Below are 23656 nucleotides of genomic sequence, written 5' to 3'. Positions count from 1 at the left end.
TCCTCCATCACGAAGGGAAACGCGCATGCAACCGACAGCGACACCCCCTCGACCGCGTGTCCTCCATGTCACCCAGCCCGTCGACGGCGGAGTGGCCCGCGTCGTCCGTGATCTGACCGAGGCACAGCTCTCCGCGGGCATGCGGATCAGCGTGGCCTGCCCGCCCGACGGGCCCCTGGCCGGGTCGCTGCGCCGCATCGGCTGTGACGTCCTGCCGTGGCAGGCGACCCGCTCGCCCGGGCCCGGCATCGCCCGCGAAGTCCGAGGCCTGGCGCGGCTCGTGGCGCAGGTGCGGCCGACCCTCGTCCACGCGCACAGCGCCAAGGCCGGACTCGCCGCCCGTCTCGCCGTGCGCGGCCGGGTCCCCACCGTGTTCCAGCCGCACGCCTGGTCCTTCGAGGCGGTCGACGGCCCCACCGCCCGGCTCGCCCTCGAGTGGGAGCGCCGGGGCGCGCGCTGGGCCTCCCGGGTCGTCTGCGTCAGCGAGGCGGAGCGCGCGACGGGCGAGCGCGCCGGGATCACCGCGCGCTGGGACGTCATCCCCAACGGCGTCGACCTCACCCGCTTCGTGCCCGCCCCCGAACCGCGCGAGGCCACCGCCGATCCGCTGGTGGTCTGCGTCGGGCGCATCTGCCGCCAGAAGGGCCAGGACGTCCTGGTGCGTGCCTGGCCCCTCGTGCAGGAGAGGTTCCCGCGGGCGAGGCTCGTGCTGGTCGGGGACGGGCCCGACGCGGCGGCGCTGCGCCGGCAGGCCACCGCCTCCGTGCGGTTCGTGGGGGCCGACGACCCCGTGCCCTGGTACCGGCAGGCCGACCTCGTGGTGCTTCCGTCCCGCTGGGAGGGCATGGCGCTCGCGCCCCTGGAGGCGATGGCCTGCGGACGGCCCGTCGTCGTCACCGACGTGGACGGCGCCCGCGAGAGCCTGCCCGCCGGCCTCGCGTCCCACTGCCTCGTACCGCCGGACGACCCCGCCGCGCTCGCCCGCACGCTGACCGGCCTGCTGCGCGACCCCCACCGGCTCGGCGCGCTCGGCGGCCTCGCCCTGCGGCACGCGCGGGCGCACCACGACGTGCGGCGCACCGCCGACGCGGTCGCCGACGTGTACCGCGAACTACTGGGCGCGGAGCCCACCGAGTGCAGGGAGCCCCTCAACACGTGACCGCGGAACGTACCGTTGCCTCCCCCGCGGGGCGGCCACGCGCCACTGCACCGAGCACCCTCCTCGCCTCGGTCGTCCCGCCACGCGCCGAGGCGGGCGGCCGCCCGTCGCCGGCGGGCAGACGCGCGGCCGCGCGGCGCCCCTCCTGCACGTCCCTCCTCGCGGCGGACGGTACGGCCGCCCTGGTGAGCACCCTCGTGATCGCGCCGGTCCAGCGCCACCCCCTGCTCGTGATCGCGCTGGCCGCCGGTGTCGCTTCGGCGAACGCGCGCGCGGGTCTCTACCGCGGCGACGTGCCCCGTCTCCTGCTCGACGACTGGCCCGCGATCGGCGGCCGCATCGTGGTGATCTGGTGCGTCATGGCGGCCGTCCTCGCCGGGTTCCCGCAGCTCGATCCGCTCCCCGCCGGCACGCTCGCCGCGGGCGCCGCGCTGCACTGCCTCCTCGCGGGCGCGGGCCGCGGCCTCGTCTACTGGCGGCGCCGTGAGGCCGCCGCGCGCCGCCCCTGCCCGACCCTCCTCATCGGCCCCGAGACCCTCGCCCGGCCGGTTGCCGCCGCCCTGCTGCGCCACCCGCGGTCGGGTGTGCGCCCGGTCGGCATCCTTGCGGACAAGGAGCTCGAACACCCGCCCGACCACGACGGGCCCGACCTGCCCGTCCTCGGCACGGCCGACGAACTGCGTCGCGCGATCCTCCAGAACGGGGTGCGGCGGGCGCTCCTTCTGGAGGGGTCGGCACACGACCGGGCGGCCTGGCTGGCGGTGCTCGGCGAATACGGCTGCGGCGTCTGGGAGTTCGCCCCGGCGGCCGCCCCGTACCCGGCGCGCTCCGGTGACGCGGCCCGGCACCTCGCGGGGTTCCGCTACCGCCCGAGGCCGCCCGCCCGCCGCCGCGGCAGCGCCGGCAAGCGCGCGCTCGACCTCGTCGTCTCCGGCACCCTCCTCGTCCTGACCAGCCCGGTCCTGCTGGTGTGCGCCGTCTGGCTGCGCCTGGCCGAGGGGCCCGGCGTCGTCTTCCGGCAGGAGCGCGTCGGGAAGGGCGGGAAGCCCTTCACGCTGCTGAAGTTCCGCACGCACCGCCCGAGCGACGCGATGGAGTCCGCCACCCGGTGGAGCGTCGCGGACGAGAAGCGCATGGCGTGGTTCTGCCGCTTCCTGCGGCGCACCTCCCTGGACGAGCTGCTCCAGCTGTGGAACGTGTTCCGCGGCGACATGAGCCTCGTCGGCCCGCGCCCCGAACGCCCTTACTTCGTCATGCAGTTCAGCCAGACCCACCCCGGATACGCCGAACGGCACCGCATGCCGACCGGCATCACCGGCCTCGCCCAGATCCACGGCCTGCGCGGCGACACCTCCATCGAGGACCGCGCCCGCTTCGACAACGCGTACATCGACAGCTGGTCGCTGTGGCAGGACATCAGCATCCTGGTGCGCACCGCGGCCGCCCTCGTACGCTCCACGGGGAGTTGACCGGGTGACTGCCTCTCCCACGGACGCCGGACTGCGTACGGCTCCAGGTCCGACAGGTGTGCGGCCCTCTCCGGCCGCCGCGCTCGTCGCCGTCCTCGGCCGGTACGCGCCCGTGCTCCCCGTCCTCCTCATGGTCGCCGTGCTCGGCCTGCCGCTGACGCCCGGCTCGGCGGGATCAGGGGGCGGCAGTCTCCCCGACGCGGTCTCCGGCCTGGTCGTGGCCGTCTGCGTGGCCGTCACCCTGCGCCGCGCCGAGCGCCCCCTGACACGTACCGCCGCGATCATCCTCGGGATGCCCGTCGTCGGGATCGCCATCGCCGCAGCGGGCGCCGGCTCGCCGTCGACCGCGCTCGTCGGCATGGTCCGCTACTGCCAGATCTTCGTCCTCGTCCCCGTGTCCGTCCTGGTCCTGGTCCGCGACCGCCGCGACTTCCGGCTGCTCGCCTGGTCGTTCGTGGGGCTCGCCCTGTGGCAGGGCGGCATCGGCATCCACCAGTACTTGACCGGGACCGGCGCCTCGTACATGGGCGAGGACATCCGCGCCGTCGGCACCTTCGGCCCCACGGACGTCATGGGAATGGCGACGGTGGTGTCGTACGGGCTCGTGGCCGCCCTCGGCCTGGCCCTCGGCGCCCGCACCGCCGCCCGGCGCACGCCCGCCCTGCTGTGCGCGCTCGCGCTGCTCCTGCCGCTCGCGCTGTCCTTCAGCCGGGGCGCGTGGATCGCGACCGTCGTGGCCTGCGGCGCACAGGTGCTGCTCGCCGGGGTGCGGCGCGCCGTCCGCCTGTTCGCCGTGACCGCCGCGGCCGCCGTCGTCCTGGTGGGCGGCTTCGGCGTCGGGACGCACATGCTCCAGGAGCGCATGAGCAGCATCACGCAGGTTGCCGACGCCCCGGACCAGTCCGTCACGGACCGGTACACGATGTGGGCCGCGGCGGTCGACATGTGGAGCGAGCACCCGGCGACGGGCGTCGGCCTCAAGGGGTTCGTCGCCCAACGTGACAGCCACGCCTCGCTCGCGCTCTCCTCGGGGAGCGACACTGCGGGCGCGGGCGCCGCGTTCAAGCGCCAGCCGCTGCTGTCCCCGCACAACATGTACCTGCTGATCCTCAGCGAGCAGGGCCTGATCGGCCTGGTCGCCCTCGCGGGCGGCTGGGTCGCGCTGCTGCTGCTCGCCCTGCGCCGCCTCGGCCGCGGCGCGGTCACCCGGCCGGGTCCGGACTGCGGCCTCGTCGCGTGCGGCCTGCTCGGCTGGCAGCTCGTGGACTTCGTGTACGCCGACATCGGCGGTCCGTCGACCGTCCTGACCGCCCTCGTCATCGGCCTCGTCGCCTGGTGGGGCCTGGCGCCGCAGGCGCCCCTGAAGGAGGCGGCGACGCCGTGACCATCCCCACCGCGGACGGTGACACCCGGACGGCCGTGGGCCTGCCCGTCCAGCTCCGGACCGGGCCACCCGCCACCGAGCCCTCCGGAGCGTCGAACCGCCGCCTCGCGCGGGCCGCGCTCCTCACGGCCCTCCTCTCGGCCGCCGGGGCGATCCTCGGCCTCGGCCGCGACCAGTCCCTCGCGCACCTCTTCGGCGCGGGCAGCGAGACCGACGCGTTCCTGGTCGCCTGGACGGTCCCGGAGTTCGCCTCCACACTCCTCATCGAGGACGGTCTGGCGTTCGTGCTCGTGCCCGCTTTCAGTGCGGCCGTCGCCCGCCGCACGCCGGCCGGCGGCACCGATCCCGTACGGTCCCTCGTCTCGTCGTCACTGCCCCGCTTCGGCCTCGCGTTCCTGGCCGCGGCCGCGCTGCTCATCGCCGGTGCCCCCTTCCTCGTGCACGTCCTGGCGCCCGGCCTGCAGGACCCCCGACTGGCCGTCGACTGCACACGGTTGACCGCCACCTGCGCCCTCACGTTCGGCCTGACCGGATACTGCAGCGCGGCACTGCGGGCGCACGGCTGCTATCTGCCACCCGCCGCGATCTACGTCGCGTACAACATCGGCATCATCGCCACGATGCTCGTGTGCGGGACGCGCTTCGGCGTGCGGTCCGCCGCGATGGGTGTGGCCGTCGGCGGCTGTCTGATGGTGGCGATCCAACTGCCCGCGTTCCACCGGAGGTTGATCTCCGCGAAGGCCGCCGAGAGGCTCGCGGGCGAGGCCGGGGGCGAGCCGGCCGCGGCCAAGGGGCGGGCCATGCAGCTCGGGCTCATCGCCGCCGTCCTGACGTTCGCCCTGTGCAAGCAGTCGCAGGTGTTCATCGAGCGCTTCCTCGCCTCCTCGCTCGCCGCGGGCTCCATCTCGCACCTGAACTACGCGCAGAAGGTGTCCCAGTTGCCGATGGTGCTCTCCCTGATGCTGTGCACCGTCACGTTCCCGGTCGTGGCGCAGGCCGTCGCGCGCGGCGACATCGCGGCGGCCCGCGCCCGCGTCGAGCGTGACCTCGGCCTCGCCGCCTGCGTGGTCCTCCTCGGCGCCGCCGCGATCTTCGCCTGCGCCCCGCAGATCATCCATGTCCTGTTCCAGCGGGGCGCGTTCACCGCCGACGACACCGCCGCCACGGCGTCCGTCATGCGCGTCTACGCCCTCGGCCTCCTCGGCCACTCCATGGTGGGCGCCCTGGTCCGCTCCTACTTCTCGGCGGGCCGCCCCACCTGGTACCCGGTGGGCGCGATGGCCGTGGGCATGGGCGCCACCGCCGGCGTGGGCTCCTGGGCGGTCGACCTGTGGGGCGTACGGGGCATCGCCGGCGCCAACGCGTTCGGGATCACCCTCACCGCCGTACTCCTCCTCGCCGCGATGGACCGGCGCAGCGTCCCGGTCGACGTCTCCAGGGTCCTGGCCGAGATGGGCAAGCCGCTGCTCGCCGCCGCGGGCGCGACCGTGGCGGGGCTGATGGCCGCGGCCTCCTTCACGTCGCCGCTCGCGGCGGGCGCCGCCGGGTGTCTCGCCGTGACGGCCGTGTTCGTCCTTCTCCTGTGGGCTCTGAGGGCCGAGTCCCTCGCGCCTCTCGTTCCCGTTGTCCGCTCCGCGACCAGGAGGCTCCGGCATGCACGTTGACACAGGACGCATCGAGACAGGGGACGTTCCGCGCGCCCGGCCGTGGCTCCCGGACCGCACCCGCCGGCTGCTCCCGGACGCGCCGATGTGGGTGGCGATGTACCACTCCGTGGACGACTGCCGCGACGACCCGTACCGCGTCACCGTCTCCCCCGAGCGCCTCCAGGAACAGCTCCGCTGGCTGCGCAGGCGCGGGCTGCGCGGGGTGGGCATGGCGGCGCTCCTGGAGGCCCGCGCGCTCGGCACGGACCGCGGCCTGGTGGGGCTCACCTTCGATGACGGCTACTGCGACTTCGTCGACAACGCCCTGCCGCTGCTGCGTCACTACGGCTGCGGCGCCACCCTGTTCGTCCTGCCCGGACGCCTCGACGGCGTCAACGAGTGGGACCCGCTGGGCCCGCGCAAGCCGCTCCTGTCGGAACGCGGCATCCGGTCCGCCGCGTCCGCGGGCATCGAGATCGGCTCGCACGGCCTGACGCACGTCGACCTCACCCACGTCGACGACCGCGTCCTGCGCGCGGAGACCGAGGACAGCCGAAGACGCCTGGAGGAACTCACCGGACGCGAGGTCCCCGGCTTCTGCTACCCCTACGGCACCGTCGACCGCCGTGTCGCGGACGCCGTACGCCATGCCGGATACCGCTACGCCTGCGCCATCTCGCCGGGCGGCCTCACCGGCGAATTCGCCCTGCCGCGCGTCCACGTCGGCCAGGCGGACGCGGCCTGGCGCCTCGAACTGAAGCTGCGCCTGCACCGCCTGCGCCGCCGCCCGTCCACCGCGCCGGAGGCCCGTACATGAGGACCCTGCACGTCATCACGGGCCTCGGCACCGGGGGAGCCGAACAGCAGCTGCGGCTCCTGCTGCGCCGTCTGCCCGTCCACAGCGACGTGGTGACCCTGACCAACCCGGGCACCGTCGCCCGCGGCCTGACCGCCGACGGCATCCGCGTCGTGCACCTCGGCATGACGGGGAACCGCGACCTGGGCGCGCTGCCCCGGCTCACCAAGTTCGTGCGCGAGGGCCGTTACGACCTCGTGCACACGCACCTGTACCGCGCCTGCGTCTACGGCCGTTTCGCCGCGCGCCTCGCCGGGGTCCGAGCCGTGGTCGCCACCGAGCACTCGCTGGGCGAGAGCCGGATGGAGGGGCGCCCGCTGTCCGCCGGTGTCCGCGCGCTCTATCTGGCGGGCGAGCGGGTGGGCCGGGCCACCCTGGCGGTCTCCCCGTCGGTGGCCGAGCGCCTCGTGCGGTGGGGGGTGCCCCGGCACCGTATCCACGTCGTGCCCAACGGCATCGACGTGGAGCGCTTCGCCCACGACCCGGTGCTGCGCGACGCGACCCGCCACGTGTTCGGCCTGCACCGGGACGACTTCGTCATCGGGGGAGTCGGCCGTCTCGTCCCCGGCAAGCGCTTCGACGTCCTCGTACGGGCCCTGGCCCAACTGCCGGACTACGTGAGGATTCTCCTCGTCGGGGACGGTCCCGAGGAGCAGCGGCTGCGCAGGCTCGCCCAGGAACTGGGCGTCGTGCGCCGTGTCGTGTTCGCCGGCGAGCGCCCCTACGCGTCCCCTTCGGGCCGCGTCGGCGACCCCGATCTGCCGGCCCTCATGAGCGCGATGGACCTGCTCGCCTCCCCGTCGGACGAAGAGGCGTTCGGCCTCGCCGTCGTGGAGGCACTCGCCTCAGGGCTGCCCGCCCTCTACGTCAGCTGCCCCGCGGTCGAGGACCTGCCGCCGCACCTGGAATCCGCGGCCGTCCGCGTCCCCGGCGACCCGGAGTCGTTCGCACGACAGGCGTTGCGGATCGTGGCGGCCCGCCCCTGCGGCCGCACCCCGTCCCCGGCAGCCCACCACTACAGCATCGCCCGAAGCGCCGAACAGCACCTGCGGCTGTACGGGGCGGCCCTGGGCGGTTCGGATTCGAGAGTTCGAGAGTGAGTAAGTGATGACCGATGCTCCTCACCGGCGGGTCTGCCCGCCCGGTCCCCTCGCCCGGACGGCCGCCCGCGTGAAGCGACTCCCCCTGTGGTCGCTGATCGCGGCCGGGATCCTCCTGGGCGGTGTCGCGGGCGGCGCGTACGGCGTCCTGAAGACACCGCAGTACTCCGCCACGAGCTATGTGATCGCGGTGCCGGACGAGAAGTCCGACCCGTCGGCCGCGCTCGGCTTCGCCCAGGCCTACGGCCGTGTCGCCACCCAGGTCGCGGTGCTCGGCGACGCCCAGGCGCGGGCGGGGGTTCCCGTGAAGAAGCTCCAGAGCAGCGTGCAGGCGGAGACGTCGCCGGACGCGCCGATGGTCGCGGTGTCGGCGACGTCCGCGAAGCCGCGCGAGGCCGCCGCCATGGCCAACGCGGTGGCGCGGGCGCTGACCTCCACCGCCAACCGCACGCAGGCCAGCACCAAGGTGAAGCTCCTCCAGTTCTCGCCCGCGATGAAGCCCACCTCGCCGTCCTCGGCGTCCCCCGAGGCGACCGCGCTCGTGGGCGCCAGCGCGGGCGGCCTCCTCGGCGGGCTCGTGATGCTGGTCCGGCCCAGGCGCGAGCGGACGGAGACGAACGCGACCGTCCCCGGGCCCGCCGTGGCCGCGGATCTGCACGGGAGTGTCTGATGCGGCCCGGGGGCGGAGACCTGTCGGTCGAGGTGTGCACCGACAGCGTCCGGTTCGGCGAGCTGGGCCAGGAGTGGGAGGCGCTGTACCGCAGTTCACGCACCGCCACCCCGTTCCAGAGCCACGCCTGGCTGCACTCCTGGTGGCTCTCGTACGGGTCCGGGCGCGGCCTGTGCGTGGTCCTCGTCCGTGACGGCGGACGGCTCGTCGCCGTGGCGCCGCTGATGCGGCGGTGGCGGCCCCTGCCGGTCCTGGTGCCGCTCGGCGGGAGCATCTCCGACTTCTGCGACGTCCTCGTCGACGACGACGGCGGCGGTGGGGGGGAGGGCGCCGGGGCCCGCGTGCTGGGCGACGCGCTGTGGCGGCTCGCCCGCACCCATGTGATCGACTTCCGTGAGGCGCGCCCGGGAAGCGCCGTCGAGCGCCTCTACGAACGGTGGCCGGGGCCGAGGCGCCGCCTCGACGACTCCCTCTGCCTGGAGCTGCCGCCCGTCCCGATGGACGACATCGTGGGCCGGCTGTCGGGATCCCGCGGGCAGCGCGCCCGCGCCAAGATCCGCAAGCTGGACGGCCTCGGGATCGAGCGCCGTGTCGTCCCGCAGCACGAGGTCGACGGCTCGGTGCGGCGTCTGATCGAACTGCACCAACTCCAGTGGGAGGGGCGCAAGGTGACGACGGAACACCTCAGGCCGCGCTTCTCCGAGCACCTCACCCGCTCGGTCTCCCGCATGGCGAGGTCGGGCGACGCGGTCGTGACCGAGTTCCGCATCGACGAGACGGTCCTCGCCGCCGACCTGACCTTCCTGTCGCCGCGCCTGGTCGGCGGCTATCTGTACGGCGCCCATCCGGGGCTGCGCGAACGCAAGGCCGACATCACCACGATGCTGCTGCGCTCGTGCAGCGAGCACGTCCAGGAGCGCGCGTCCGGCTCCCTGAGCCTGCTGCGCGGCGACGAGCCGTACAAGCACCACTGGCGTCCCCACAGCGTCGTCAACCAGCGTTTCGTGCTGGCCCGACCCGGCACGTCGGCGGGGCTCGCCCTCGCCGTCGGTGACGTGAAGGCACGCCGCCTCGCCAAGAGAGCGCTGCACGCGTGGAAGGCCCGGGGTGGCGACACGTCCTGACGACCGCGCCGCCACCGGCCGGGGGCGCGTCAGGAGCGCCGCGACCACCAGTCGAACCGCAGGCACAGCTTCCCGCCGAGCCAGTACTCCACCCAGTCGCCGAGGTCGAGCGGTGCGCAGCTGGGCGGCGTCACGGGCGGCGTGACCGGCGGCGTCTCGGGTGTCGTCGACTGCGTGGGCTTCGGCAGCGACGGCTCCAGGCGGCCGGAGAGCATCGAGCGGTACACCTGCGACGCCTGGGGGTTTTCGTCGCACTGCCAGACACCGTGCGGGCAGTAGTCCGTGATCGTGTTGTAGAGGGGCTTGTGCCGGTCGATCCACCCGATCATGCGCCGCATGTAGTCCGGGTTGTCCCCGTTACGGAACAGGCCCCACTCCGGGTACGAGATGAACTTGTTGTGCGCCTTGGCGAAGTCGACGTGTTCCTGAAGCCCGTACGGCTCCGAGACCTGCTCGGAGAACGACTTGCCCTCGGGCTGGTCGTACGCGTCCATGCCGATCACGTCGACGACGTCGTCGCCCGGATAGCACTTGGTCCAGGGCACGGCGTCGAGGCCCCGGCTGGGCGTGAAGTCGAAACGGAACTTCTGCCCCGGCACCGACCGCATCGTCGTGACGATCCGCTTCCAGTACGTCTTCCAGGCCTCCGGATCGGGCCCGCACCGGTGCGTGTACGTCGTCCCGTTCATCTCCCAGCCGGGCACGAGCACCGTGTCCGGGACCTTCAGGTCGACGAGGCGCTGGGCGAGGCGGCGGAAGTGCTCGTCGAAGTCGCCGGCCGCGCCCTGTCGCAGGAGGGAGCGGACCTCCGCGTCACCGACGTGCTCCTCGTTGCGCTCCAGCATCGGGACGTTGAGCACGAAGAGCCGGTCGTCCCGCTCGCGCCGCCACCTCGCCCAGTCCTCCAGGAACCCGGGGGCGCCCTCGATGTTGCTCCACCGGTCGCCCGGCAGGTAGGTGTGCCCGACGCGCAGTTCGGAGCCGCCGAGCCACTTGCTGAGCCGTCCCATGCGCTGCATGCCGCTCGGCCCGTAGTCGAGGTAGGCACCGAACGCGGGGAACGTCGAGGTGCCCGCCTGAGTATCGATGACGCCGTCTGTGGGGGTGGGCGCCGGAGTGGGTGCCGTGGTGCGGGCGGGCGTGGGTGCCATGGTGGGAGCGGGAGAGTCGACCGGTGCCGGTGCGGGGGTCTCGGCCGGGGCGGCCGGCGGCCGTGCCACCCCGGGGACGGGGGAGGCGGATCCGGCCGGTGGCGTGTCGCCGGGCGCGGCTGCCCCGGCCGTTCCGGCGGAGACCGAACCGGACGCGATCACCGCTGACGCGAAGAACCCGGCCGTCATCAAGGGGATGCGCCGGCTCGTGGTCCTTCGGCGTTGTGGGGACATGCCTACTCCTCGTGCCGCACTTCTTTCATTGCTGACACTCAGTCACACCAAGGGGTAATGCGCCAACCGGGGACCGGCCCGCACGCCACTTTCGTCGCCCGTTCGGGCTATCACCGGGAATCTCCCCGCGTGCTCGACGACAGCGTTCCCGCCGTGCTGCCGCGGATCGACCCCAACCCCTTCCACCACGGAACGCTCGGCGCCGTCCGGTCGCCCGGCCGCACGGGAGCGGAGGTCCATGTGGCGGCCGCCTCGCAGGAAGTCCCGACCGCGGTCCGGATTTGTGAGCGCGGAGCATCCGCCGCCGGGCCAGGCCGCCTCCCTGGAGGAGATCGGCGTCACGCTGCGCCGGGTCTCGGCGAGCGTCGCGGGACCCGCCGTCCTCATTCCCGTGGACGACGCGGGAGCCATTGCGGTGAGCCCGGCGGGAGGAACTCCTCACCCGTCGCGGACCCGCACGCGACGCCTCGCGTCGGGCTTCGAGTCGCGCCGCATCTCGTGGCCGGGGTCGTACGACGACCGCGCGGCGGGCGCCCTTCGGGGGGCCTCACGCTGCCGGGCACCAGGTCGGCGCACGACCCTCCGGCGACGGCCGACCGCTGCACGGTCGGACAGGTGACCGGGACCGCCGGGGCTACGTTCGCGCCCGTGGCGTCCTTTGGAGTGACGGTGCGGGCGAACGGGTGAATCGGTTCCGTGGCGGGGGCCGCCCGGTGGTGGACTGGCCCGGTTGCGAGAGCGGCCCGGCTGCCTCCCCCATCAGCCGTCGGCGATTACGCCGCGGGTTGGCAGCAAGTGGTTGAACGGCCCTCTCCGCCGGCCGGGAAGAGCACGAACGTCGGTTCTTCCCGGCCTGACGTACGGCGATCGCGTCACCGGGCGGCGGCACGTCCCCGCCGGTAGAGGATCCCGCCACCGATCAGCAGCCCCGCACTCGCCGCCGCGGCGGCCAGCAGATCCCGGTCCGATCCGGTCTGCGCCAACTGCGCGCGCCCGCCCGTGACATGAGCGTGCTGCACGGGGGCCGTCGCATGCGGGGGAGTCAGTCTCTGCACCGCCGGCGGCTGGACCGCGGCCGGGGGCTCGACGGTACGGACGGTGGGCGGAGGCACCTCGGAGATCTCCTCGGGGGTGGTCACTCCGGAGGAACAGTGGTTGCCCGTGGCCGGGTTCACCGCACCGACCACGTTCCCGGAGTTCCCGCACACGTTGACGGGAACGTCCACCGGAGCCTGCACGGAGTTGCCCGACAGGATGCCGGGTGACTGCTGCGCGTCACTCCTGGCGAGGGCACCGCCCCCGGACCTGTCGTCACCGTCGCGGTATCCGTCGTCCCCGGTCCCGTGGGCCGCACCGCCGGCGGCCCGGTCGGAGCCGCCTCCGCGAGTGGACGACGGGCGCGAACCCCCGTCGTTCGCGCAGGAGTTGCCGAGAGTCGGGTTGAGTGCGGCGACGACGTCGACCGTGTTGCCGCACGCGTTCACCGGGACGTCCAGGGGGGCCTGGACCGTGTTGCCCGACAGAATGCCGGGGGAGCCCGCCGCCTGCCCGTCTGCGCCCGACGCGGCGAACGCACTGGAGCCCGGCAGGGACAGAATGCTCGTCGCGGCCGCAGCCGCGACCATTCCCAAGTTCAGGGCCTGTCGCATCTCATTGTCTTCCTGCTCGCAGATGAAAGCCGGCCTTGGAGTGCTGGACGCGTCCAAGACCGGCGGAGCCGCGGCCCGACGGCCGTGGCGCTGAATCAGTGATCAGTCGTTGTTGGCGCAGCCGTCGCCGAGCGCCGGGTTGAGCGCGCCGATCACGTCGACGGTGTTGCCGCACAGGTTGACCGGGACGTTGACCGGGACCTGCACCACGTTGCCGGAGATGACACCCGGCGAAGTGAGGGCGGCGCCCTCGGCACCGGTATCGGCGAACGCCGGAGCGGCCATGCCCAGGGCCAGCACAGCGCCGGCGAGGATCGTCGCGCTCTTCTTGAGATTCACTCTCGTACCCTTCTCACGTCGTTCATGACTGAGGTCATTACCTCGGTGTGAAAACGAGCCGTGAGGCGGAAGGGAACTGAGCCGTCCGCGTTAAAGAAGGGCTCTCAAGGCAAAGAAAACCGGGCCGCCGCGCCGGAGAAGGCGGGCGGCCCGGGTTCCCGGGCTGGTGGATCAGCCGTTGTCGCGCCCGTCCGCGGACAGGACCGGGACGCCGTCCACGATGTGCGAGAGCGGCTCGTCGCCCTTGGCCTGCGTGGAGTTCTCCGCGCACTGCTGGTTCTGCGGTGCGGACAGGACCGGGACGTCCTGAACGGCGACCGGCACCAGCAGACCGAACAGCGGGCCCACGTTGCCCTTGACCGGAAGACCGATGCAGGGCTTGTTCAGCGAGCCCTGGACCGCGCCGAACTGCGGGCTCTGGGTGCCGTACGTGGCGGAGTTGCCATATGCCTGCTTGGCGCCGGTGCCGCTCGTGGACGTCGTGCTGCCGTCGTCACCTAGGGCCAGCGCCTGAGGGGCGGCCGCGGCCGAGACGCCTACGACCGAAACGGCGACCGCAGCCGCTGCCATTGCCTTCTTAAGCATTTCCAGTTCCTTTTCGCACAGACGCCAGTTAACGCTGCCCGGACAACAGGGCCTCAGCCGAAATGGTTGCGGCACTTCACTCGGTCGGGCTGCACGCGCAGAGAACGATCGGCCGATAGTCATTTATTCGGCAATGCCCGGACGAACCCGTCAGAGTGAACCCGGACAACCATGTGCGTAAATCGGAGTTGGGCAGGGGGCTCCCGGGTCGGGGGCAACGAGAAGGGAATTCATCGTGATGAAGAAGGTCATGGCGGCTGCCGCAGTCGCCGCCTCGGTCGCCGGTATCTCGGCGATCGCAGCCCCCCAGGCCATGGCGATCGACAACGACGGTGGCACCACGTCCACGAGCGGCGTCGGCGCCATGCAGGCGTACGGCAACTCCGCCACGTACGGCAGCATGAGCCCGCAGATGGCGCTCATCCAGGGCTCGCTCAACAAGCCCTGCATCGGCCTGCCGGCCAAGGCCAACGTCGGTTCGCTGGTCGGCGCCGTGCCGATCTCCGTGCAGGACATCCCGGTTCTGTCGGCCCCGCAGAACCAGCAGTGTGTCGAGAACTCCACCCAGGCCAAGGGTGACGAGCCGCTCTCGCACATCCTGGAGGACATCCCGGTCCTGTCGGCCAACGGCACGAACAACGACTGAGCCGCAGCGTCATTCCGTTGGGTCGTCCGCCTGTCCGGCGGCCCAACGGCCTCGGCCGTCGCGGGGCCAGATGTCCCGGGCGACGATCTCGTCCCACTCCCGGTCGGGCAGCCCGGGAAGCGTTCTCCCCCGCTGTCTCCAGTTGTCGAGCAGCGACCCGTAAAGGGGTTCGTCGATTTGGCATTCGGGCGACTCCCGGCTCTGCGGAATAAAGCCCTTGAACGGTCGGCGGTTCTTGTTCTCCGACACAGCACTTCGCCTTCCTCGTGGCGATCTCTGGCTTCTGTTCCATCTTTTCCGGAAGTCGAAACAGTTCCCTTTGGGGCGAAAGGGTTACTTCCCGGCGGCGCGCGGGGCGGTCACCGTTCAAGCTATTCGGTTGGCATACGGTGCCGTCAGATCTGTCCCTCTGCTGTGGAGCGAATCCGGTGACGAACCGCCCTTCACGAACCAGCCGCCGGAGAAATGTCCGCCTCGGTGCGGCAACCCTGGGTGTACTTATCGCGACGGCGGTTTCCGTGGCGGGTAATTCCGTATCCGCGCTGCCGTACAGCATTCAGCGGGTCGATGCGTTCAGCGGCGCCGTGAACCGCCCTGCCGCGGGCCCCGGCACAAATATTCTGCTCATGGGGACGGATGGCCGGGACACCATCTCGAGCCGGGAGAAGAAGAAGTTCCACACCGGTGGCGTCGCCTGCGACTGCACCGATTCGCTGATGCTGATCCATGTCTCGCAGCGGCGTGACATGGTCAGCGTGGTCAGCCTCCCCAGGGACTCGTTGGCGAAGATCCCCGCGCACCGCGACCCGGGCACCGGGGAGCAGTTCCCCGCCCACCCCGCGAAGATCAACGCGGCCTTCGCAGAGGGCGGTCCCGCGCTCACGGTCCGCACGGTGGAGGCCATGACGAACGTCAGGGTCGACCACTATCTGCAGATCGACTTCAGACGGTTCATGGACAGCGTGAACACGGTCGAGGGGGTGGACGTCTGCACTTCCAGGCGGCTGTCCGACTCGGCCACCAAGCTCGACCTCCGGCCCGGCCGGCACCGCCTCGGGGGCGGTCAGGCCTTGCAGTACGTCCGCTCGCGCCATGTGGACGCAAGCGCCGACCTGGGGCGGATCCAGCGCCAGCACCGTTTCCTGATCAGCGTCATGCACAGACTCGCCACCGGCGGGATCCTCGCCGATCCGGCCAGGGCGATCGACCTGGCGCGGACGGTGCTCGGTGCCACGAAGGTCGACCAGGGCTTCACGCCGAAGGAGCTCATCTCCCTCAGCACCGCTCTGAGCCGGCTGTCCCCCTCGCGGGCCGAGTTCACCACCGTGCCCATCGCCGGATTCAACCCGGTCATCGAAGGCCTCGGAGAGACGCTGAAGTGGGACGAGGCGGCGGCGAAGAAGATGTTCGCCACGCTCAACAAGGACCGGACCCTCACCCCGCGCAACTCGACCGTGAAGCCCTCCGACCCCCCGCGCATCGGGGTCGAGACGGCGGTGCGGGGGAACACGCTGGCCTGTTCCTGACCGCAAGTGCGCTGGGCCAATCGGGTTGCACCGCGAAACCGCATCAGCCCGGCCCAGTTGATGACCATGCGGCTCCGTGACCGGAGCCCGCCAATTGAAGGGATTCACCATGAAGAAGCTGTGGGCAACCGCGGCCATCGCTGCCTCCGTCGCTGGTATGTCGGCAGTCGCCGCCCCCCAGGCCCTCGCTCTCGGGGACGACACGGGCACCACGTCGAACAGCGGCAACAACGCCGAGCAGGCGTTCGGCAACTCCGCCACGTACGGCAGCATGAGCCCGCAGCTCGGGCTCGTCCAGGGCTCGCTGAACAAGCCCTGCGTCGGCCTGCCGGCCAAGGCCAACGTCGGTTCGCTGGTCGGCCTCGTGCCGATCGCCGTCCAGGACATCCCGGTTCTGTCGGCCCCGCAGAACCAGCAGTGTGTCGAGAACTCCACGCAGGCCAAGGGCGACGAGCCGCTCTCGCACATCCTGAACGACATCCCGGTTCTCGCCGCCAACGGCACCAGCAACAACTAGTAGCCGCGAAAGCGGGGGCAACCGGTGTCCGGTTGCCCCCGCTTTTCCGTGCCCGTTCTTCGCTGTCCGACTGCCGTCCGGTAGCCGTCCGGCAGCCGTCCGGTCCCTAGCTGACTGAGGGGAGGATTCCCGTCACCGGGGCCACCAGGTCGGTGACCTGATGCAGTTCGTTCAGCCGGTTCAGGCCGCCGAGCTGCTCGTTCACCGTGGGGATCTCGGCCTTGTGCTCGGCCGGAACGGCGCTGGTGGCGATGTCGTCGAGGCTGATCGGCTTCATGCCGCCGAGGGGACCGACCGGAGCGGCCTCGGCCGCGGGCATGGCGAGAGCGGAGGCACCGGCGGCCAGAGCGACCGCGGCGAGAACACGTCGTGTGGAGATCATGCCTTCAGCAACGGCCGACGGGCGCCGGGGGAAACGGGCGCGACGGCCCGCCCACCCGAGAGGCGTACCGAAGTCGTACGGAATCGCCCGTCCTGGGGCGGGCGCGGGGCCGCGGGGCGAGTGGCCGACGCCGTTCGGCCTGAGGACGCCGATCACCTTCCCGGCGAGCACCTCCAGGTCGACCCCGTCGAGGGCGACCATGTCCCCGTACCGCTTGACGAGCCCTTCGGCCCGGATGGCGTATGACCTCACCTCCCCCTTTCCCGTCCGTCTTGCTGCCGGTTCCGCTGTGGTTCCGCATCGTCGTTCTCGGTAACTACGGCGATGCCGAGAGCCGCTGACAGACGGCGGACGGAAGGCTGACAGGGCCTGACAGCACCTGACAGGGGCTGATCGGGAAGGACTTCAGGGGATGGGCGAGTGCCGGTCGTACTCGGTCACAGCTGAGTACCAGCGCTCTGGCCGGTCATGGAGTGAGCCGGAACCCTGGGCCCATGGACAGGAATGAGCGACTCCCGAAGCGAACGTTCCACCTGCTGGCGACCATCGCGCTGGCCGGGGTGGCACTGGCGGCGTGGGCAGGCTGGCTGGGCTGGGACCAGCAGCGTGATGTGCACCCCGACGGCTCGACGACCGGCCCGTACGAGGCGTGGCAGGTAATCGGACTCGTACTGACCCTGCTGCCACCGGTGTACTGGGCGGCATCCCGGCGCTACGCCGCAGCCGCGGTGCTCGGCCCGACGGCCGGTCTCACGGTGGCCGCCTACGTGGACTGGTCGGACGACGCGAGCGGCCTTTTCATGATCGGCGTGGGCCTCGTCATGGTGGGGAGCCTGGTCGTGACCTCGGCGCTCTACGCGGTGATCGCCGCGTTGACGGGACATGGCCCGGGGCGGCCGGGCGGGCGCCGATGGTCAGCGTGCTGAAGGTCGAGGGGGGAGCGCTGGGGCCCCGGCTGATCTCCGACCGGCGCTGGCCCGGCATCGCGGTGAGCAGCTCCCGCATCCCGTCCCGGCCCGCGCCGTAGCCGACGGCATGCACGCAGCGATGGTCCAAGCCGCCAAGCCCACCCCCGTACGCTGCCCGAACGGCACCGCTTCAGCTGCCAACGGGGAGGCCCCGAGTGAGTGACCACGCAAACCAGCCGGCCCAGCAGCCCAAGAACCCTTTTCTGTACGTCGTTGTCTGCGCGTCCGGCATAGCGGGCGAGGTCGGCAAGCTGATCACGGCGGCCCAGGAGGCGAACTGGGACGTGGGCGTCGTCGCCACCCCGCAGGGCCTCGGCTTCATAGACGCCGAGGCGATGGAGGCCCAGACCGGCTACCCCATACGTTCGGCCTGGCGCGCACCCGGTGACCCGCGCCCACTGCCGCCCGCCGACGCGATCGCGGTCGCACCGGCCACCTTCAACACGATCAACAAGTGGGCGGCCGGCATCTCCGACACCCTGGCGCTGGGCATCCTGTGCGAGGCATACGGCTTCGGCATCCCCACCGCCGCCCTGCCGTACCTCAACGCCGCCCAGGCCGCCCACCCCGCGTACCGCCAGAGCCTGGACCGGTTGCGCGACATGGGCATCCTGATCGGCACGCACGAACCTCACCGGCCGAAAGCCGACGGAGAGGCCGCCCTCTTCCGCTGGGAGGAGGCGCTGGAACTGCTCACCCCCGGACGACCCGCCGGGCAGTGACCGGCGCAGCCGTGCAACGGAGGGGCCGGGACCACGAACCTCACCCGGGGGCGCCGAGCTCGGCCCGTAGACGAGCACACACCTCTTCGACGGCAGCCTCGCCCGGCATCCGATCGGCCTCGAACATGGCCAACTGCAGTACCGGTCCATAGGCGTTGTGCCTGGTCATGTCCGATCGGCACGCGGGCTGCACCACGAAGTGAAGGTGGCCGGGAACAGCGTCGGCGTGTGACCACAGGCAGACATAGACCTGTTCAGGGTTCATGGCGGCGGTCACCGCTGCGCTCGTTCGCTGGAGCAGAGGGCCCAGCTCCGCGGATTCACTGCCGGTCAGGTCGGACACATGCAGGACGTGCCTGATCGGCATGACCGCCAGCTTGCCCAGACCCAGAGGGCCCTTCGAATGCTGCACGACCCAGTTCGCTGTCCTGAGAAGCGTCCCACCCGGAAGCGGTTCGTCCCCGTGGACGCACCTGCATGCCATGCACGCGATACCTGCCATCTGCCAGTCTCCCCGGTTGCCGTGTTTCCCCTTGTGTCTTCGGCCTGCACGCCCCTGTCTCGGCCCGAGCAGCGGTCCGCCGCGCTCGCCGTGCCGCGAGCAGCGCCCCGATCACCATGCCGACGAAGACGCAGACCGCCGTAATCATGCGCGAAGCAAAACAGGCGGCCAACAGATCGCCTAGGGGTTGGGCGAGCCTCTGACTTGGTGCTTCAGCTGTCGGGGCGGCGGGATTCAAACCCACGACCTCTTCGTCCCGAACGCGATGAGCCCCTTACGTGACCTCGGTCGGCAGGCTGTGCTCCGCTTGTTCACTCCGCGGAATTCGATTGGCGTCCGGGATGCTCCCTGCCTGGCTTCACTGTGTGGCCCCCGTTCGGCCCTCATGGCGAAGGTTGGTGGGTCTACCTGAGTCTGCCGGGTTGAGTGCCCGCCCCAAGATGACGTGGAGCGGATACGGAGTAGCGTTTACTACTGAGACCGCAACCCGGGACGCGCCACATCGGCGAAGTCTTCTCGCGGTGGGCAGCGCGACTGCTGCTGCGGGGTTCGCGCGTGGAGCCGTACTTGGCCCGCAGGGCCGGTGGATGGCCACGGCGCGTTTCTCAATCTCCAGAGCGGTGACATTTCGACCGCACACCCTGTCCTTCTTGCGTGCGCGGCCATCCATCTCGCGTTCGGGTACGCGAGACGATGGAAGGGAGAAACAGCTCATGCGAGCACTTCGCGTGAAGCGCATCGTCGCGGTGACCGCCACCGGAATTCTGATGGCAGGTGGCGCCGCGATCGGCTCGGCCGGGACAGCCTCGGCCTCGAGCTCGAACCACTACAACTCCGGCTACCGGGACTGCTACAACCGCGGCTGGAACTGGCACTGGAACTGGAACGACGACAACTGCTGGTACAGCGGTCACAGGTACAACGGCTACGGTCGCGGCTACTACAACTACAACTACAACAACTACGGTCGCGGCTACTTCAACAACAACTACGGTCGCGGCTACTTCAACAACAACTACGGTCGCGGCTACTTCAACAACGACTACGGTCGCGGTGGCTACGGCGGCGGTGACTACGGTCGCGGTGGCTACGGCGGTGGCTACGGCGGCGGTGACTACGGTGGCGGCGGCTACGGCGGTGGCGGTGGCGGTGGCTACGGCGGTGGCGGTGGCGGCGGCTACGGCGGCGGTGGGGGCGACGGCGGTGGCGGCGGCTACGGCGGCGGTGGGGGCGACGGCGGTGGCGGCGGCTACGGCGGCGGTGGGGGCGACGGCGGTGGCGGCGGTGGCGGTGGTGGCGGTGGCGGCGGCTACTGACTGTCTGCCTGCTGAGAGCGCGGTGTGCGGCCCCGGTCAAGTGCCGGGGCCGCACACCGCGTAACTCCCAAGCCCGCACCCTCATCTGCTCCCGCGGACTCACCGATCGAGACGAGCCGCTTCCTTCATCTCGTGGAGCGCGTGGAGCCCACTGGCCCGCGTCCGATCAGAGACGCTCGCCCGGCTCAGTCGAGCAGGCTCTCCCCGAGCCGTGATCCGCTCGCGAGGCCGAAGTCGGTGGAGCTGAGGGACTTGGAACCGGCACCGGTGAGGCCAGACGAAGTGCCCGGCAGGGTCCACAGGCCTCCGCTGCGGTTGTTCTCGAAGGAGGCGGTCACCGCCAGGTCGGCCTTGCCGTTGTTGTTGTAATCGGCGATCCGGACCTGGGCGCCGAAGAGGTCGTCGGTCTCGGCGGCGCCCGGAACGCCGGTGGTGTCCTGGGAAAAGCGCACGACTCCGGACTGCGAGACGCCGGAGGCGGAGCCGCGGAACACGGTCACGTCGCCGGCGTTCTTGAGGTTGCCGAGCCATTCGCCGTTGGCTCCGACCACCAGTTCGGCCTTGCCGTCGCCGGTGATGTCACCGATCGCCACCGAGCATCCCCAGTTGTCGCCGTCCTCGTCGGCACCGGGCACACCGGTGCTGTTCTGATGCAGCGTCGTCGGGTCGCCGAAGCCCGTCCGGCTGCCGTACCGGACGGTCACGTAGCCGGAGCCGTCGCTCGGGTCAGCGACGGAGTAGGAGCCGGGCCAGGTGAGGGAGGTGGCCATGTCGTCGAAGCCGTCTCCGTCGATGTCGCCGAGGGCGACCGCGGTGCTGCCGTCGTCCACGCGCTGTATCCGGTTCGGACGGCCTTCCTGGCCCGTGTAGATGTCGGTGCCCGGGCGTCCGGTGCCGGGGTCGCCGGTCACGGCCAGGTCATCCTTGCCGTCTCCGTTGACATCGCCCACGGCGGCCTCCCAATTGAGGAGCTGGGCACCCGGGACCGTCATGGTGTAGGCGGGGGTTGTCTGGCTCTCCCGGGAGTTGCCGCCCTTGTATATGACGACCGCGTCCGGCTCGATCACGGCGAGGTCCGCGCCGCTGTCACCGGTGAAGTCCCCCACCGCCACGTCCAAGCCATGACTCTGCCACTGGTGTGGGTTGTCCACCGTGGTCGTGGTGCTGGTGGTGAACGGCTTGGCGCCGCCCCAGAGGATGGTCACGCTGCCTTGGCCTTCGTAGCTGCCCACATCCTCACCGTCGGCGCCCACGACCAGGTCCGCGTATCCGTCCGAGTCCAGGTCGCCGCCGGCGATGGACATGCCGAAGTGGTCACCCTCTTCGGGTGTGCCCGGCACCCCCGCGGAACTCTGGGTGAGTACGACCTTCTTGGTGGTCAGGCCGGTGGCTGACCCGAGAGCCACGACCACACCGCCCGCAGCCGACGCCCCGTTGATGGACTTGTACGGCGCGCCCATCGCGATATCCCGGTGTCCGTCGCCATTGAAGTCATCGGCGTATTTGGCAGGGGCGGCGGACGCCGGTGTCGCGGTGACAGCGGTGAACAGGCCACCGGCCAGCGCGGTTACGGTCGCGGCGGCGACAGCCGTGCGGAATGGCAGGGGCATGGCGATCTTCTCCTTGGAGCTGTGCCGGACGGTGCCGTAGACGACTCAAGGGGTTGAAGGGTTGTACGAGACTGGCCGTTCGCCTGCGCAACCTGACCGATGATTCCTATGCCGCCGACGGCCCGCCTCGAAGAGCGCGACGCCCGCCTGCGAGGTTCACTCGCGCCGCGTGACGGGATCCGCCGCAGGGGGCGTCCGTAGAGCCCGTTCGGGAGAGAAATTCCAAGATCTTCTCCCGGCTTTTTCCCAGGACTGCCCGCACAAACAGGAAGACCCCCTGCACTCAAACGAGTGCAGGGGGTCTGACCTGGTGTTTCAGCTGTCGGGGTGGCGGGATTTGAACCCACGACCTCTTCGTCCCGAACGAAGCGCGCTGCCAAGCTGCGCTACACCCCGATGTCGTTGCTCCACTGTCCTGCGGTTCTGCAGGTCGTGGCGACATCGATTACTTTAGCGGACCGGCGGCCGTAGACGAAATCCGGTTTTCTCCGGGCCTGGGGGTCAGGGTCAGGAGGGTCGCCTCCGGGGGGCAGGCGAAGCGGACCGGGGTGTACCGGTTGGCGCCGCAGCCCGCTGAGACGTGCAGGTAGGAGCGGTGGCCTTCGGCCTCGTGGGTCGACAGGCCCTTCACGCGGTCCGTGTCCAGGTCGCAGTTGGTGATCAGCGCCCCGTAGAAGGGGATGCAGAGCTGGCCGCCGTGGGTGTGCCCCGCCAGTACCAGCGGGTAGCCGTCCGCGGTGAACGCGTCGAGGGACCGCAGGTACGGCGCGTGCACGATGCCCATCGAGAAGTCGGCGCCCGAGTCCGGGCCGCCCGCCACGTGCGCGTACCGGTCGCGCTTGATGTGCGGGTCGTCCAGGCCCGTGAAGCCGATCTCCATGCCCTCGATCTTGAGGGCGCCCCGCGTATTGGTGAGGTTCAGCCAGCCCGCCGCGTCGAAGCCGTCGCGCAGGTCCTCCCACGGGTTGTGGACGACGCCGACCGCGGGGGGATTGCCGTTGAGGCCGTGGGCGCCGCGGGCCTTCTCGAAGAGGTAGCGGACCGGGTTGCGGAGCTTGGGGCCGTAGTAGTCGTTCGAGCCGAAGACGTACGCCCCCGGGAACTCCATCAGCGGGCCCAGCGCGTCCAGGACCTCCGGCACGCCCTCCGGGTCGGACAGGTTGTCGCCCGTGTTGATCACGAAGTCGGGGCGCAGGCCGGCCAGGGAGCGCAGCCAGCGCTGCTTCTTGCGCTGGCCGCCGACCATGTGGATGTCGGACACCTGGAGGACGCGCAGCGGGCGCATCCCGGCGGGAAGCACCGGGACCGTGACCCGTCGGAGGCGGAACGAACGGGGTTCGATCCCCGCCGCGTAGACCAGTCCGGCGGCGCCCGCCGCCGTGATGCCTGCTGTCACTTTCAGGGGGATCCCGTATCGCGCGCGCATACACCCATCGTGTCAGACCCGGCAGGTCCCGGAAATCAAGGGGCGTAGGGCATTGCGCACCTGCGACAATCGCTGCATGACCACGCTCAAGTCGAAGCTGCAGGAAGACCTCACCGCCGCGATCCGGGGGCGTGACGAGCTGCGCTCCTCGACGCTCCGGCTCACCCTCTCCGCCATCACGAAGGAGGAGGTCGCGGGCAAGACGGCGCGCGAGCTCTCCGACGACGAGGTGCAGAAGGTGATCACCCGCGAGGCGAAGAAGCGCCGCGAAGCCGCCGAGGCGTTCGCGCAGGGCGGCCGCGCCGAGCAGGCCGAGCGGGAGAAGGCGGAGGGTGTGGTGCTCGCCGAGTACCTGCCCAAGCAGCTCTCCGACGACGAGCTGCACCAGATCGTCGCCCAGGCGGTCGAGGAGGCGAAGTCGGCAGGCGCCGAGGGGCCGCGCGCCATGGGCCAGGTCATGAAGATCGTGAACCCGAAGGTCGCGGGCCTGGCGGAGGGCGGCCGCGTGGCCGCCGTCGTGAAGCAGCTGCTCGCCGGCTGAGCGGGCCGGCCCTGCGGGACGGGCGGGAGAAGTCGGGGCTGAGCCACGCGTCTCGCCCCCGTCCCCGCCCTCACCACACATACGCCGATGGGGCGCCCCCAATAAAGGGGGCGCCCCATCCGCGTACCGTCACC

The 23656-nt window shown here is 71.3% G+C and carries 24 protein-coding genes, 1 tRNA gene and 1 pseudogene; 16 read left to right on the top strand and 10 right to left on the bottom strand.

Annotated features, from left to right (window positions below):
* The first annotated feature begins 25 nt into the window (after window positions 1-25).
* From OG456_RS17055 to OG456_RS17020, 8 genes are all read left to right on the top strand, one after another.
* Window positions 26-1159, top strand: coding sequence for a glycosyltransferase family 4 protein (locus OG456_RS17055; protein ID WP_266561873.1), 1134 nt, complete (start codon window positions 26-28; stop codon window positions 1157-1159).
* Window positions 1156-2628, top strand: a complete 1473-nt coding sequence (locus OG456_RS17050; RefSeq protein WP_266561871.1) for a sugar transferase — start codon at window positions 1156-1158, stop codon at window positions 2626-2628. Before OG456_RS17055 ends, OG456_RS17050 begins: the two co-directional genes overlap by 4 nt.
* Before the next feature lie 130 nt (window positions 2629-2758).
* On the top strand, window positions 2759-4012 hold the full coding sequence (locus OG456_RS17045) for an O-antigen ligase (RefSeq protein ID WP_266569302.1): 1254 nt from the start codon (window positions 2759-2761) through the stop codon (window positions 4010-4012).
* Complete coding sequence (gene murJ / locus OG456_RS17040) at window positions 4009-5676, top strand: lipid II flippase MurJ (RefSeq protein ID WP_323136336.1); 1668 nt, start codon at window positions 4009-4011, stop codon at window positions 5674-5676. The genes OG456_RS17045 and murJ overlap by 4 nt, the downstream gene beginning before the upstream one ends.
* Window positions 5677-5761: 85 nt before the next feature.
* Window positions 5762-6475: a polysaccharide deacetylase family protein gene (locus OG456_RS17035; protein ID WP_266569298.1), complete on the top strand. Its 714-nt coding sequence runs from the start codon at window positions 5762-5764 to the stop codon at window positions 6473-6475.
* Window positions 6472-7614, top strand: a complete 1143-nt coding sequence (locus OG456_RS17030; protein ID WP_266561869.1) for a glycosyltransferase — start codon at window positions 6472-6474, stop codon at window positions 7612-7614. Before OG456_RS17035 ends, OG456_RS17030 begins: the two co-directional genes overlap by 4 nt.
* A gap of 7 nt (window positions 7615-7621) precedes the next feature.
* Complete coding sequence (locus OG456_RS17025; protein WP_266561867.1) at window positions 7622-8284, top strand: lipopolysaccharide biosynthesis protein; 663 nt, start codon at window positions 7622-7624, stop codon at window positions 8282-8284.
* On the top strand, window positions 8284-9408 hold the full coding sequence (locus tag OG456_RS17020; RefSeq protein WP_266561865.1) for a GNAT family N-acetyltransferase: 1125 nt from the start codon (window positions 8284-8286) through the stop codon (window positions 9406-9408). The genes OG456_RS17025 and OG456_RS17020 overlap by 1 nt, the downstream gene beginning before the upstream one ends.
* A gap of 29 nt (window positions 9409-9437) precedes the next feature.
* Here OG456_RS17020 and OG456_RS17015 read toward each other — a convergent pair whose 3' ends face one another.
* Window positions 9438-10793, bottom strand: coding sequence for a glycoside hydrolase family 26 protein (locus OG456_RS17015; RefSeq protein ID WP_266561863.1), 1356 nt, complete (start codon window positions 10791-10793; stop codon window positions 9438-9440).
* A 129-nt stretch (window positions 10794-10922) separates the two neighbouring features.
* Between OG456_RS17015 and OG456_RS17010 the strand changes: the two are divergent.
* A pseudogene (locus tag OG456_RS17010) lies at window positions 10923-11211 on the top strand (ATP-grasp domain-containing protein); the annotation flags it as partial.
* A gap of 454 nt (window positions 11212-11665) precedes the next feature.
* On the opposite strand, the gene OG456_RS50505 reads toward OG456_RS17010, so the two are convergent.
* From OG456_RS50505 to OG456_RS16990, 3 genes are all read right to left on the bottom strand, one after another.
* On the bottom strand, window positions 11666-12442 hold the full coding sequence (locus OG456_RS50505; protein WP_323136335.1) for a chaplin: 777 nt from the start codon (window positions 12440-12442) through the stop codon (window positions 11666-11668).
* A 102-nt stretch (window positions 12443-12544) separates the two neighbouring features.
* Window positions 12545-12727: a chaplin gene (locus OG456_RS16995; protein ID WP_116513511.1), complete on the bottom strand. Its 183-nt coding sequence runs from the start codon at window positions 12725-12727 to the stop codon at window positions 12545-12547.
* A 225-nt stretch (window positions 12728-12952) separates the two neighbouring features.
* A complete protein-coding gene (locus OG456_RS16990) occupies window positions 12953-13366 on the bottom strand; it encodes a rodlin (RefSeq protein ID WP_266561861.1) in 414 nt (137 codons plus the stop codon).
* Window positions 13367-13601: 235 nt separating this feature from the next.
* Between OG456_RS16990 and OG456_RS16985 the strand changes: the two genes are divergently transcribed.
* Window positions 13602-14012 (top strand): rodlin, encoded by a 411-nt coding sequence (locus OG456_RS16985; RefSeq protein ID WP_266561859.1) that lies wholly within the window; start codon window positions 13602-13604, stop codon window positions 14010-14012.
* Window positions 14013-14021: 9 nt separating this feature from the next.
* Here the strand turns inward: OG456_RS16985 and OG456_RS16980 are convergent, their stop codons facing one another.
* Window positions 14022-14261: a hypothetical protein gene (locus OG456_RS16980; RefSeq protein WP_266561857.1), complete on the bottom strand. Its 240-nt coding sequence runs from the start codon at window positions 14259-14261 to the stop codon at window positions 14022-14024.
* A gap of 377 nt (window positions 14262-14638) precedes the next feature.
* On the opposite strand from OG456_RS16980, the gene OG456_RS16975 reads away from it, so the two are divergent.
* Both OG456_RS16975 and OG456_RS16970 read left to right on the top strand, forming a co-directional pair.
* A complete protein-coding gene (locus OG456_RS16975; protein ID WP_266561855.1) occupies window positions 14639-15538 on the top strand; it encodes an LCP family protein in 900 nt (299 codons plus the stop codon).
* Window positions 15539-15647: 109 nt separating this feature from the next.
* A complete protein-coding gene (locus OG456_RS16970) occupies window positions 15648-16055 on the top strand; it encodes a rodlin (protein ID WP_266561853.1) in 408 nt (135 codons plus the stop codon).
* A gap of 106 nt (window positions 16056-16161) precedes the next feature.
* Here OG456_RS16970 and OG456_RS50500 read toward each other — a convergent pair whose 3' ends face one another.
* Window positions 16162-16689, bottom strand: coding sequence for a hypothetical protein (locus tag OG456_RS50500; protein ID WP_323136334.1), 528 nt, complete (start codon window positions 16687-16689; stop codon window positions 16162-16164).
* Window positions 16690-16931: 242 nt separating this feature from the next.
* Between OG456_RS50500 and OG456_RS16960 the strand changes: the two genes are divergently transcribed.
* On the top strand, window positions 16932-17363 hold the full coding sequence (locus tag OG456_RS16960; protein ID WP_266561851.1) for a hypothetical protein: 432 nt from the start codon (window positions 16932-16934) through the stop codon (window positions 17361-17363).
* Window positions 17364-17560: 197 nt separating this feature from the next.
* A complete protein-coding gene (locus tag OG456_RS16955; RefSeq protein WP_266561849.1) occupies window positions 17561-18127 on the top strand; it encodes a flavoprotein in 567 nt (188 codons plus the stop codon).
* A gap of 40 nt (window positions 18128-18167) precedes the next feature.
* Here the strand turns inward: OG456_RS16955 and OG456_RS16950 are convergent, their stop codons facing one another.
* Window positions 18168-18494 (bottom strand): hypothetical protein, encoded by a 327-nt coding sequence (locus OG456_RS16950; protein WP_266561847.1) that lies wholly within the window; start codon window positions 18492-18494, stop codon window positions 18168-18170.
* 848 nt (window positions 18495-19342) lie between these two features.
* On the opposite strand from OG456_RS16950, the gene OG456_RS16945 reads away from it, so the two are divergent.
* Window positions 19343-19945, top strand: coding sequence for a hypothetical protein (locus OG456_RS16945; RefSeq protein ID WP_266561845.1), 603 nt, complete (start codon window positions 19343-19345; stop codon window positions 19943-19945).
* A gap of 185 nt (window positions 19946-20130) precedes the next feature.
* Here the strand turns inward: OG456_RS16945 and OG456_RS16940 are convergent, their stop codons facing one another.
* From OG456_RS16940 to OG456_RS16930, 3 genes are all read right to left on the bottom strand, one after another.
* Entirely contained in the window at window positions 20131-21555 is a 1425-nt protein-coding gene (locus tag OG456_RS16940) for an FG-GAP-like repeat-containing protein (RefSeq protein ID WP_266561844.1), read from the bottom strand.
* Window positions 21556-21877: 322 nt separating this feature from the next.
* Window positions 21878-21951: transfer RNA gene (locus tag OG456_RS16935), tRNA-Pro, on the bottom strand.
* A 49-nt stretch (window positions 21952-22000) separates the two neighbouring features.
* Window positions 22001-22981 (bottom strand): metallophosphoesterase, encoded by a 981-nt coding sequence (locus OG456_RS16930; protein WP_266561843.1) that lies wholly within the window; start codon window positions 22979-22981, stop codon window positions 22001-22003.
* Between the two features lie 76 nt (window positions 22982-23057).
* On the opposite strand from OG456_RS16930, the gene OG456_RS16925 reads away from it, so the two are divergent.
* Window positions 23058-23522 (top strand): GatB/YqeY domain-containing protein, encoded by a 465-nt coding sequence (locus OG456_RS16925; protein WP_266561841.1) that lies wholly within the window; start codon window positions 23058-23060, stop codon window positions 23520-23522.
* Window positions 23523-23656: the final 134 nt, after the last annotated feature.

It is taken from the genome of Streptomyces sp. NBC_01446, assembly GCF_026340095.1.
GTDB classification, from domain to species: Bacteria; Actinomycetota; Actinomycetes; order Streptomycetales; family Streptomycetaceae; genus Streptomyces; species Streptomyces aureus.
Note: the sequence above shows the minus strand (reverse complement) of the source record. Positions and strands in the feature narration are given on the sequence as shown.